Origin of the sequence: Plantactinospora sp. GCM10030261 (genome assembly GCF_042666615.1) — a bacterium.
Lineage (GTDB): Bacteria > Actinomycetota > Actinomycetes > Mycobacteriales > Micromonosporaceae > KBS50.
On sequence record NZ_JBHTDD010000012.1, the window covers coordinates 15,365 to 26,916 of the forward strand.

The window sequence follows — 11,552 nt, forward strand, 5'->3', positions numbered from 1 at the left end:
CCCGGTCATGACAGCCGGACCCGGGGGTCGAGGAAGGTGTACAGGATGTCGACCACGAGGTTCATCACCACGAGGACGGTGGCGCCGACAAGCACGGTGCCCATCAGCACCGGCAGGTCGTACTGGTTGAACGCCCGGATGGTGAGCACGCCGAGGCCGTTGAGCCCGAAGATGCTCTCGGTGAAGATGGCGCCGGCCATCTGGGCGGCGAGGTCGACGCCGAAGACGCTGGCCACCGGGGTCAGCGAGGAGCGCAGCCCGTGGCGGTACACCACCCGGCGCTCGCTGATGCCCTTGGCCCGCGCCGTGCGGATGTAGTCCTCGCCCAGCGACTCGATCATCGAGGCTCGGGAGTACCGGGTGTACTGGGCCGCGTTGTAGAAGCCGAGCGTGAGCCAGGCGGCGAGCAGGCCGGATGCCCACATGAACGGATTCTGGGTGAGCGGGGTGTACTGCGACGTGGGCAGGAAGGTGGCGTAGAGCGCCACCATGAGGGCCACCACGAAGTACGGCATCGAGTTGGTGACCAGGGTTGCCCCCACCACCAGCCGGTCGGCGGGGGTACCGCGCCGGCGGCCGGCGATGCTGCCGGTCAGCACACCGACGATCAGGTAGACCACTGCCGCCCCACCGATGACGGACACGGTCACCGGCACCGCCTGGGCGAGCAGGCTGGTCACCGGTTGACCGAGGGTGTACGAGTAGCCGAGGCAGGGCGCCGCGCACTCGATGATCGCGCCGGCGCTGCCGAACTCCCGGCCGACGAAGATGCCCTGCAGGAACAGGAGGAGCTGCTCCCACACCGGCTTGTCCAGGCCGAGGCTCGCGTTGATGTCGGCGATCCGGTCCGGGGTGCACCGCAGGCCACAGATCACGCCGACCGGGTCGGTGGGCGCCACGAAGAACAACATGAAGCTGGCGATCAGGGTCACGACGATGACTGAGACCGCGGTCAAGCACCGTCGCAGGATGTACAGCAGCACCGCCAACTCCTTTGAGTTCGCACGGGCACCGGCCTCGGCCGGCAGTTCTTTCGGGGGTCAGGTCTTGCGAGGGTTATCCGAGTCGATCCGGCCGGCGCCGCGGCGCCGGCCGGATCGGTTACCTCAGTGGTACGTCAGCTCTTGACGAACATGTTGACGAAGAACGGCAGACCCATGGTCGGGTCGCCCTCGATGCCACCGAGGTTGGTGCCGGCGAGGACCGCCATCTTGTCGTAGTACCGAGGGATCACCGGGTACATCCCCATGATCTTCTCGTCCATCTCGCCCCACTTCTCGGCCTGCTGGTCCGCCGGAAGCGCGCTGATGTCGTTGATCTCCTTGTCCAGCGCCGGGTCCTGGAGCTGACCCCAGCTCTGGCCCTCCTCGATGCTCTGCGTGCGGAACAGCACCGGGAACCAGCTACCGCCGGTCGGCCAGTCGGAGCACCACCCGCGCGGGGTGAAGTCCATGTTGACCGGGGCGTCGTAGTCGCTGGCCTTGGCCCGCAGGTCGGCGGTCGAGACGCCGACCGGCTTGACCGTGAAGCCGGCCTTGGTGAAGGCGTCCGCCCGCACCTGGCTGACCTGCTGCGGGATCGGCTTGGTGTTGTCGTAGTACCAGCTCAGCTCGAAGCCGACCTTGCCGGCGGCCTCCAGCATCTGCTTGGCCTTGGCGGGGTCGCCCGGACCCTCACCGGACAGGCCCTCGGGCGAGGTGTACTTCTTGTAGCCCGGCACGCTCGGCGGCATGATCGTGCTGGACCGCTGGGAGGTGTAGTCGTTCTCACCGGCGGCCTTGCGGTCCTGGTCGTACGGGAACGCGACCGCGATCGCCTTGCGCACCTCCAGCGGAATCAGCTGAGTGTCCATCTGCACCACGATGTTGCAGGGGCTCTCGCCGCGGATGAGCTGCTTCTGCTTGTCACCCGTGAGCTGCGGGATGATCGAGGCGTCCACGTTGTCGTAGGTGAGCTGGTTGGCGGCCGGGCCGGCGCTGTTCAGCGTCTCCTGCTGGGTCTTGACCAGGTCGACGCCCCACTTGAAGTGCCAGGCGTCGGCGTACTGGTGCCGGACCGGGTCGGTGTTGGCGTCCCAGTTCGGGTTCTTCTTGAGCTTCAGCTCGGCACCCGGGGTGTAGCTGTCGAACGCGTACGGGCCGGTGGCCAGCGGCTTGTTGCCGTAGTCCTGCTTGGTGTCCTTCGCCTCGGGGATCGGCGTGAACATCGGGAAGGTCATGTAGAACGGCAGGTCCGAGAAGGGCTTGGCCAGGTTGATGACAAGCGTCTCGTCGTCCGGGGTCTCCACGCCGGCGTATTCCTTGCCGCTGGTGTAGGGACCCTTGTACTTGTCACCGTCCTTGAACAGACCCAGCTGGTACGCCGGGCCGTCCGAGTAGACGTCGTGCGCGAACGACCGCTTGATCGCGTACGCGAAGTCCTCGATCTTGACCTCGGTGCCGTCCTCGTACTTCGTGCCCTTGGCCTTGTACTTGAAGGTCCACTTGAGCTTGTCCTCGGACACCGTACCCAGGTCCATCAGGTCCGGCACCAGCACCGGCTTGCCGTCGCGGAGGGCGAACTGGGTCGGGGTACGGAAGAGCAGCTTGCCGATCTCGTTCGTGTCGACGTAGTAGATGTTGGTCGGGTCGAACGAGTGCGGCGTGGTCTGGGCGGTGATGGTGATGGTGCCGCCCTTGCGCGAGCCGGGGACCTCGGGCGCGGGACCCTTGGCGTCCGGGTCCGTCGCGTCGAAGCTCTGCTCCTTGATGTCCTCGTTGGCACCGTTTCCTGAATTGTTGTTGGACGACGGGCTTCCACAGCCCGAGAGTCCGAGGGCCAAGGCGGCACATGCCGCCACGACCGCAGTCCTTCGCCTCACTGGTACTTCCCTTCTTGGTGAACGGCCCGGGTGTGCCGTCAACGGCGGGTCTTGGGGTCGAACGCGTCCCGGACGGCGTCCCCGAGCAGGCTCAGCGCGAGCACGAGGATGGTGATGCCGGCGACCGGGAGCCACAGGTAGAGCGGGTCGGCGCGGTAGTAGGTGCGGGCGAACGAGATCGTCAGCCCCCATGACGGTGTCGGCTCGATGAGCCCGACGCCGAGGAAGGTCAGACCCGCCTCGGCCACGATGTACGCCGGCAACGCCACGGATGTCGCCACCATGATCGGAGCCACCAGGTTCGGCAGCAGTTCCTTGAAGAGCACTTTGCGGGTCGGCACGCCGAGCACCCGGGCGGCGGAGATGAACTCCCGCTCGCGCAGGGAGAGCACCTGTCCCCGGATCAGCCGGGCCAGGCCGGCCCAGCCGAAGAAGGACAGCACCCCGATGAGGGTCCAGAAGCGGACGGTCGCCACCTCCTCGGCCGCGGCGCCCTCGGCACCACCCAGGCTCGCCACCAGCACGCCCGAGACGGCGATGGCGAACAGCAGGAACGGCAGGCTCAACACGAAGTCGATGAGCCAGGACAGCACGCGATCGACCCAGCCCCCGACGAACCCGGCGATCAGACCGATGGTCGTGCCGATGAGCACCGTCAGCACGGTCGCCGTGCCGGCGACGATAAGCGACGGTCGGGCGCCGTACACCCAGCGGGCGAAATTGTCCCGCCCCAGCCGCGGCTCGATGCCGAACCAGTGCTCGCTGTTCGGTCCGATGGTCGGGAAGCCGTACGTGTCGACCAGGTCCTGGTTGTACGTGTACGGGTCCGTACCGGGGATCTTGACTATCAGGGGCGCGAAGATCGCGATCAGGACGAAGAACAGGAAGATTCCCGCCGACACCACGGCGACCCGGTCCTTGCGCAACCGCTCGAACGCGATCCGCGTGGGTGACTTGCTGACCGTCACGACCCGTTGCCCTGGCGCCGGCGGAACCACCTCGACGGCCGACGACGGCTCATCGCGGTGGCTCGATTCGGCTTCCGTACGCAACGGCTCCACCCACGTCACCTCCACTCAGAAGACACTCCGCCCCACGGGGTCCGGCCCCGCCAGGCACCATGCGGCGCCCACCGTTCCGGGTTGGTGCGGTGCGCAAACGCTAGCCGGCCGGAACAGCCGTCGGAATGGCCTGAGGCATCGAATTAATAACAGCTAGGTCACCGTTGGGTGGGAGGCGTGTCACATGCCGGCCCGGCCGAGCCGCGGGCGTAATGTTTCCGTTTGAAGCCATTCCCGGCCCTGGAATGGGCCGAAAGTTACACACAGAGTTCCGAAAGACTCGCGCTGAGCTGCGTGAAGTTTGGTCACAACAGCGGGTTTGCGAGGTAATCATGTTGACGCATTCGCGCACCCGAGTTAACGCTTTGGGGCCATGTCAACCCGGCGACCGGACGATTTCGCCGGTCCTTACGGTTGCTGGAGAAAACGCGCCGTCCGATTAGCCGTCGACCTCCCGTGGGATCGCCCATCGACATTCGTCAGGACGATACGCGGGTGCCCGGATGGCGGGTGCGATCCGCCGGACGGGTGATGTGTCGACGACCGTGACTCCCTGGCCCGATCCGGGCTGGTGACTTCTGGCAAGGTGGTGCGGGTGCATCCCGTACGCCTCCTGGACGGTCGCTACCGCCTCGACGAGCACCTGGGCAGCGGCGGCATGTCGGTGGTGTGGCGGGCGCACGACGAGGTGCTCGACCGGGCCGTCGCGGTGAAGGTGCTGGCGGGTCCGCTGGCCAGCGAGCCAGGAGCCAGGGCCCGGATCCGTGCCGAGGCCAAGGCCGCCGCCAAGCTGTGGCATCCACACATCACGAACGTCTACGACTACGGCGAATGGGTCAGCCCCGGCGGCGAGCCGGTGCCGTACGTCGTGATGGAGCTGCTGCCCGGCCAGACGCTGGCAGACCGGCTCGCCGGGGGACCGCTGCCGCCCCGCTCGGCGATGCGGATCTGTGCCGAGGTCGCCGGGGCACTGGCCGCGGCGCACGCGCAGAACCTGGTACATCGGGATGTCAAGCCGTCGAACGTGATGCTGACGCCGTCCGGGGCGAAAGTGCTCGACTTCGGCATCGCCGCGCTCGCCGGCGAACCGGAGCTGGACCCGGACGGGCACCGCTTCGGCACCCCCGCGTACCTCGCGCCGGAACGGCTGCTCGGCAACGAAGTGGTGCCGGCCTCGGACGTCTACGCACTCGGCCTGCTGATCTACCGCGCCCTGACGAACCGCCTGCCGTGGCGGACCGAGACGACTGTCGAGATGTTGACGGCACACGTCTACACCGAGCCCGATCCGCTGCCCACGCTGTCGGGCGTCCCGGCCCCGGTGGTGGAGGTCTGCAACCGGTGTCTGGCCAAGTCACCGGCCGACCGGCCGCCGGCCGCGGCGGTCGCCCGGACGCTCGCCGCCGGCGCCGGACTCGCGGCGCCGGAGGACGGTTCGGCGCCGCTGGCCTGGATCCCACCCGCCTTCGTGACCGGGGACGTGCTGCCCGCGGCGGTCGCCGTCGGGCCGGCTGCCGACACCGACGACGCGGACGCCGGGAGCCCGGAGCCCGGGTCCGAGGTCGCCGCGCACGAGCTGGCCGACGCGACGACCGTCGGCACCCGGCAGCCGCGCCAGGAGAAGGACCGGCGGCGCACGGTCGCGGTGGTGGGCCTCGTGGCGGTGGTGGTGACCACGGCGACCGTGGCGATGTTCGTCCTGCCCGACCGGCGGAATCCGGACGGCGGCGGGCGGGCCGCGCCGACGGCCGGTGGCACCGTCGACCCAGGTTCGGCCGGACCGGCCGGTTCGGCGGGACCCGGAGGGTCGACCGGACCGGACGGTGGTGACGAGGCCGGCACAGCGGCGCCCGACAGACCCGCCGCCACGTCCGGACCGAGCGGCCCGGCGGCCGGACCCGCCGCCACCACGGCCGCCCCCGGGCCGGGCGGCGGGACACCCACCCCGACGCCGACACCGAGCCCGTCCGGCGGTGGCACCTCCCTCGTCTCGATCGGAGGCGTGGTCGTGGTGCTCTGCCTGGGCCGCACGGCGACCGTCGTCGGCGTCACGCCGTCACTCGGCTACCGCGTGCAGGATGCTGATCGCGGGCCGGCGAGCGAGGTCAAGGTGGTGTTCGAGAAGGGCGACCGGGCGAGCGAGGTGAGAGCCACCTGCGGCAACGGCCTTCCCATCCCCCGGATAAAGGAGAGCTGACCGGCACCTGATCGCCGCCGATCGGCCACCGGCAGGGCTCGGTCGGCACGAGCAACGGTCGCGTTCGGCTGATCGTACGATGACACTCCGCTGCCGGCACCGCATCATCAGCAGATGCCATTACGGTCGCTGCGCTTCCACCTGGTCGATTCCCCGACGTCCTACGGGGCCAAGCGACGGGCCCGCCGGGCGGCGTGGCTCTCCGAGACGTTCCCGGAGCTGGCCGACATGTCCATTCTGGACCTCGGTGGTCGGGTGGAGAGCTGGACGACGGTGCCGGTCCGCCCGGCGCATGTTCACGTGGTCAACCTCGAGCCGCTGCCCGCGGATCTGCCCGCCTGGGCCGAAGCCGACCACGCCGACGCCTGCGAGCTGCCGCCGGGCATCCGGTCCCGCCGGTACGACCTGGTGTTCAGCAACAGTGTGCTGGAGCACGTCGGCGGGCACGAGCGCCGCCGCCGGATGGCCGAGACCGTGCGCGAACTGGCCCCTAGATACTGGGTGCAGACCCCGTACCGGTACTTTCCCGTGGAACCGCACTGGGTGGCCCCCGGAATGCAGTTCCTCCCGGTGCCGGCGCGGGTGACGGTGGCCCGCAAGTGGCCGCTCGCCTACACCCCCGGCAAGTCCTGGGAACTGGCGATGAAGCAGGTGCTGACCACGGAGCTGATCGGCCGGGCCGAGTTGCGCTACCTGTTCCCCGACGCCACCATCCGGGCGGAGCGGCTGCTTGGGCTCACCAAGTCACTGATCGCGGTGCGCACCTCCGGCGGCGACGACCGGGCCTGACCGGGTTGCATTTTCCGTACGGGCGTGCTTTTCTTGTCCGGTGAGTAAGGGAGACGAGACCCGGCTCGCCGTGCTCGACCAGGCGGTCGACGTGGCCCGGCACGTCGGGCTCGACGGCTTGACGATCGGCTCACTGGCCGAACGGACCCGACTGTCCAAGAGCGGCCTGTTCGGCCACTTCCGCTCCAAGGAGGCACTGCAACTGGAGGTCCTCGCCCACGCGCGGTCCCAGTTCGAGGAGATGGTGGCCGGTCCCGTGCTGCGCGCGCCGCGCGGGGAGCCGCGGGTCCACGAACTGCTCGACCGCTGGCTGGCCTGGGAGGCCAGGCCGGGCGGCTGCCCGTTCGTCGCCGCCGCGACCGAGTTCGACGACCGGCCGGGAGCGGTGCGGGATCGCCTGGTGCGTGACGAGCGGGACCTCTCCGAGATGGTGGCGACCATCTTCCGCAGCGGGATCCGCGAGGGGCACTTCCGCGCCGACGCCGACCCCGACCAGTTCGCCCACGACTTCCGCGGCGTCATCCTGGCCTGGCACCACGCGTCCCGGCTGCTCGGTGACGAGCGGGCGGAGGAACGGGCCCGACGCGCCCTGGCGGCCCTGCTCGCCGCAGCCCGCCCGGACAGCGCCACATCCTGATCCGGCCGGCGGTCCGGCACCGACTCCCCGGGTGACGGTGGCCGGGCCCCGAGGCGGGACGACCCTCGGCCGCACCCGATAGCGACCACACCCCACGGACCGGTGGCGGACCGGCGCCGACAAGACGAGAGGACCCACCCCCAATGGTGATTACCGAGGCGGCAATGGCGCAACGTAAAAGCACGATCGTTCGTGTTTATTCACTCCCCTGGACCACCCGGGCCGCCTTCCGGCTCCTGGACCGCCTCGCCCCGGCGCTCAGCGCCCGGTGGGCGGAACGGATCTGGTTCACCCTGCCGCGCACCAGATCCCGACCGGCGTCCGGTGCCCGGCGGTCGGCCGACCGATCAGCGTCCGCATCCGCAAGACCGGACACCACGCGACCGGTCACGACCGAAGGCCCCGGACCGGGCGCCACGTTCGCCGTCGAGGTCGACGGCCACCGCGTGGTCGGCACCGCGTGGGGCCACGGCCCCGTCGTGTACCTGGTGCACGGCTGGGCCGGCCGCCACCAGCAGCTCACCGCGCTTGTCGCACCGCTTGTCGCGGCCGGGCACCGGGTCGTGGCCTTCGACGCGCCCAGCCACGGCGCCTCGGCACCGGGCCGGTACGGTCCGCGATCGTCGTCCATTCCGGAGTTCGCCGCCGCCCTGACCGCCGTGGTGGCGGTACACGGCCCCGCGTACGCCGTCATCGCCCACTCGCTCGGCGCCACCGCGACGGCCGTGGCGCTCTGTGACGGGCTGCGAGCCGGTCGACTCGTGCTGCTCGCTCCGATGGCCAGCCCGGCGTGGTTCGCCGAAGGACTCGCCAGGGTCCTCGGCTTCGGTCCGCGTACCCACCGACGACTGACCGCGCGGGTCGAGCGCCGGGTCGGCGCTCCGATGCGGCATTTCGACGTACCGGAACTGGGTCGGGCGGTGGCGATGCCACCCACCCTGGTCATCCACGACCGGGACGACACCTACACGCCGGTGAGTGACGGTGCCGCGATCGCGGCCGCCTGGCCCCGAGCGCGGCTGCACGTCACCTCCGGCCTGGGCCATCGCCGGCTGCTGCGCGACCCGGCCGTGCTGGCCGAGACCGTGGCGTTTGTCACCACCGCCACCGACCGGCCCGATCGGGACGTCGAGGCTTGTCGACAGGTGGTGGACCCGGTCTAGCCGAGCGCCCGGCTCGGCCCACGTCGGGATAGGGTCGAACGGTGCACGGGGACACCGGATGACCGACGAGACGGCCCCCGACGGGACGACCACCGCCCGGATGGCGACAGCGGCCGCCGACCTGCTGGCGGCGCTGGATCCGGCGCGCCGTCGGGCCGCGCACACCAGCCTGGACGCCCCCGACCGTCGGGAGTGGACCTATCTACCCGGCCCCCGACCCGGGTTGTCGCTCGGTGAGATGACCGTCGAGCAGCGGGAACGTGCCCTCGCCCTGCTCGACACGGGCGGCGGCGCGGAGGGCAGGCGGCTGGCTCGGGGCGTGATCGACCTGGAGCGGATCCGCCGGGAGCTGGCCACCGGACGGCCGGTGGACGACGACCGGTACTGGTTCCGGATCCTCGGCGAGCCGGGCGGTCCGGCGCCCTGGGGCTGGCGTGTCAACGGGCACCACCTGGCCGTCCACGTGCTGGTGGCCGGCGGCGAGCTGACGGTGACGCCGTACTTCCTCGGAGCCGAGCCGGCCGTGGTCCTCGACGGTCCGCACCGCGGCCGGCGGTTGCTGACCGACGAGGAGGAACTGGCCCGCTCGCTGCTGGCCGCGCTCGACCCGGACCAGCGCGCCCGGGCCGTGGCCGCCGACCTGGCGCCGGCCGACATCCTCACCGGCGCGGACCCGGTAGCCGACCCGTCGGTGCTGCCGTCCGGCCTGTCGCACGCCGACATGACCACCGGGCAACGCGAGTCGCTGCTCCGGCTGATCCGCCGGTATGTCGAGCGGGCCCCCGAACCGTACGCGCGGCGGTACTGGCAGGGGTTGTCCGACGCGGGCCTGGGCCGGATCGAGTTCGCCTGGGCCGGTCCGGCGCGGCGCGGAGCCGGCCACTACTACTGCGTCACCGGCCCGACGCTCCTCATCGAGTACGACAACACGCAGGACGACGCCAACCACATCCACTCCGTGTGGCGGGACCGTGCCGACGACTGGGGCGAGGACCTGTTGCGCCGGCACCGTCGCGAACACCACTGACCAACGGGAGCATGCGCCATGGCCGTACAGTTCAACCACACAATCGTCAGCGCCCGCGAGCCCCGTGCCTCGGCCGAGTTCCTCGCCGACCTCCTGGGCCTGCCCGCGCCGACCCGGTACGGCCCGTTCCAGGTCGTCGCCCTGACCAACGGCGTATCGCTGGACTTCTACCCCGCGACCGGCACGGTCCGATCCCAGCACTACGCCTTCCTCGTCAGCGAGGAGGAGTTCGACCAGATCTTCGCCCGGATCCAGGATCGAGGTCTGATGTGGTGGGCCGATCCCGGGCACCAGCGACCGCGGGAGCACAACACGAACGACGGCGGACGCGGGCTGTACTGGAGTGACCCGGACGGCCACAACATGGAGATCATCACCCGTCCGTACGGCGGCTGACCAGCGGAACCGCTGGTCGGGCAGGGTCTTCCGGGGGCCGGTGCGGCGCGGCGGATCTTGCCCGCTACCCTGCTGGCGATGAACGCGGCGCGCAGAATACTTCGATGCGGCCTCGCCTCGGCAGCGGGCATCCTGCTCGCCTTCCCGATCTCGGCGATCCCGCCGAACGCCGCGGCCCCGGTTCCGGCACACGCGGCGGCGGCCCCGATCCCGTGTCCCGCGCCAGCGGTCAAGCGCTCCCCGAAGCCCACGCCACCGCCGACCGACCCGCGGGACCGCGAGGTCGGCGGTGCCGCGTTGGCCACGCCGGGTCTCGTCACGCCACCCGGGGCGGCAGCGCCCCCGGCCATCACCGCGACCTCCTGGGTGGTCGCCGACCTGGACACCGGCCAGGTGCTCGGCGGCTGCGGCCCGCACGAGCACGCCGTACCGGCCAGCACACAGAAGCTGCTGCTCGCCGCCACCGTGCTGCCGAAACTCGACCCGAAGCAGGTCATCACGGTGACCCGCAAGGACCTGGACTTCGAACCCGGCAGTTCGGCGGTAGGGCTGTTGGAGGGCGGGAAGTATCCGGTCGAAACCCTCTGGCTCGGCCTGTTACTCAACTCGGGCAACGACGCGGCGAACGTGCTCGCCCGGCTGGGCGGCGGCGACGCCGGCGTGGCCGGGACCATCGCCGCGATGAACGAGAAGGCCCGTGAGCTGGGCGCCCGTCAGACACGGGCGGTTACCCCGTCCGGGCTCGACGGCCCGGGCCAGTACACCAGCGCGTACGACCTCGCGCTTATCGCCCGGGCCTGCTTCGCCGAGGAGGCGTTCCGCCGGTACACGCTCACCCGGCAGACGAAGATCCCCGCGCAACCACCGCGGGACAAATCCGGGTTCCAGATCCAGAACGAGAACCAGTTGGTGTTCCGCTACCGGGGTGCGCTGGGCGGCAAGACCGGCTTCACCACCCTGGCCCGGCACAGTTACGTGGGTGCGGCGGAACGCGACGGCCGGCGGCTCGTCGTCACGCTGCTCGGGGCCGAGGCACGCCCGCTGCGCGGCTGGCAGCAGGGCGCCGCCCTGCTCGACTGGGGATTCGGGCTGCCCACCGACGCGTCGGTAGGTAACCTGGTCGACCCCGGAGCGGGAACGGCCACCCCGACCCCGGCGGATCCGGAGCCGGGCGGACAGGCGGCGGCCCAGGTGGGCGAGCCCACCGACGACTCGTGGGTGCGCCGCCCGGTCATGTTGGCGCTCGCGGCGGCGTTGGGCGTGATCGCCCTGGTCCTGGCGGCGCTCGCGGCCCGCCGTGGACCGAGGCACATCGGCCGGCGCCGCGCCCGCTGAGCGCGCGGCAGCCGACCCCCCCGACGTGCCGCACCGGGAGTGGGTCCTGAGCCGACCGACCGCCGGGGAGGCGGTTGGCCGACGCCC

At 70.8% G+C, this 11,552-nt stretch carries 10 protein-coding genes; 7 read left to right on the top strand and 3 right to left on the bottom strand.

The features are described from left to right. Window positions 1–5 precede the first annotated feature (5 nt). The 3 genes from ACFQUZ_RS16005 to ACFQUZ_RS16015 all read right to left on the bottom strand — a co-directional run bounded on the left by ACFQUZ_RS16005 (window position 6) and on the right by ACFQUZ_RS16015 (window position 3,936). Window positions 6–983 (bottom strand): ABC transporter permease, encoded by a 978-nt coding sequence (locus ACFQUZ_RS16005; RefSeq protein ID WP_377442810.1) that lies wholly within the window; start codon window positions 981–983, stop codon window positions 6–8. 134 nt (window positions 984–1,117) lie between these two features. Next, complete coding sequence (locus ACFQUZ_RS16010; RefSeq protein WP_377442812.1) at window positions 1,118–2,839, bottom strand: ABC transporter substrate-binding protein; 1,722 nt, start codon at window positions 2,837–2,839, stop codon at window positions 1,118–1,120. Between the two features lie 59 nt (window positions 2,840–2,898). Then, a complete protein-coding gene (locus ACFQUZ_RS16015; protein WP_377442814.1) occupies window positions 2,899–3,936 on the bottom strand; it encodes an ABC transporter permease in 1,038 nt (345 codons plus the stop codon). 556 nt (window positions 3,937–4,492) lie between these two features. Between ACFQUZ_RS16015 and ACFQUZ_RS16020 the strand changes: the two genes are divergently transcribed. The 7 genes from ACFQUZ_RS16020 (at window position 4,493) to ACFQUZ_RS16050 (ending at window position 11,465) form a co-directional block, all read left to right on the top strand. After that, on the top strand, window positions 4,493–6,118 hold the full coding sequence (locus tag ACFQUZ_RS16020) for a serine/threonine-protein kinase (protein WP_377442817.1): 1,626 nt from the start codon (window positions 4,493–4,495) through the stop codon (window positions 6,116–6,118). A gap of 114 nt (window positions 6,119–6,232) precedes the next feature. Continuing rightward, window positions 6,233–6,907 carry a class I SAM-dependent methyltransferase gene (locus ACFQUZ_RS16025; RefSeq protein WP_377442819.1) on the top strand — a complete coding sequence of 225 codons (675 nt, stop codon included), beginning with the start codon at window positions 6,233–6,235 and terminating at the stop codon, window positions 6,905–6,907. A 40-nt stretch (window positions 6,908–6,947) separates the two neighbouring features. Beyond that, window positions 6,948–7,544, top strand: coding sequence for a TetR/AcrR family transcriptional regulator (locus ACFQUZ_RS16030; RefSeq protein ID WP_377442821.1), 597 nt, complete (start codon window positions 6,948–6,950; stop codon window positions 7,542–7,544). A gap of 164 nt (window positions 7,545–7,708) precedes the next feature. Next, window positions 7,709–8,707, top strand: a complete 999-nt coding sequence (locus ACFQUZ_RS16035) for an alpha/beta fold hydrolase (protein ID WP_377442823.1) — start codon at window positions 7,709–7,711, stop codon at window positions 8,705–8,707. 58 nt (window positions 8,708–8,765) lie between these two features. Continuing rightward, on the top strand, window positions 8,766–9,734 hold the full coding sequence (locus tag ACFQUZ_RS16040; RefSeq protein WP_377442825.1) for a DUF3500 domain-containing protein: 969 nt from the start codon (window positions 8,766–8,768) through the stop codon (window positions 9,732–9,734). Between the two features lie 18 nt (window positions 9,735–9,752). Beyond that, window positions 9,753–10,130: a VOC family protein gene (locus ACFQUZ_RS16045; protein WP_377442827.1), complete on the top strand. Its 378-nt coding sequence runs from the start codon at window positions 9,753–9,755 to the stop codon at window positions 10,128–10,130. Between the two features lie 78 nt (window positions 10,131–10,208). After that, a complete protein-coding gene (locus ACFQUZ_RS16050; protein ID WP_377442829.1) occupies window positions 10,209–11,465 on the top strand; it encodes a D-alanyl-D-alanine carboxypeptidase family protein in 1,257 nt (418 codons plus the stop codon). Window positions 11,466–11,552 lie beyond the last annotated feature (87 nt).

Excerpts from the sequence above, each read along its gene's own strand:
- ACFQUZ_RS16035 (WP_377442823.1), top strand. The coding sequence starts at position 7,709 with ATGGCGCAACGTAAAAGCACGATCGTTCGTGTTTATTCACTCCCCTGG.
- ACFQUZ_RS16040 (WP_377442825.1), top strand. The coding sequence starts at position 8,766 with ATGACCGACGAGACGGCCCCCGACGGGACGACCACCGCCCGGATGGCG.
- ACFQUZ_RS16025 (WP_377442819.1), top strand. The coding sequence starts at position 6,233 with ATGCCATTACGGTCGCTGCGCTTCCACCTGGTCGATTCCCCGACGTCC.
- ACFQUZ_RS16045 (WP_377442827.1), top strand. The coding sequence starts at position 9,753 with ATGGCCGTACAGTTCAACCACACAATCGTCAGCGCCCGCGAGCCCCGT.
- ACFQUZ_RS16050 (WP_377442829.1), top strand. The coding sequence starts at position 10,209 with ATGAACGCGGCGCGCAGAATACTTCGATGCGGCCTCGCCTCGGCAGCG.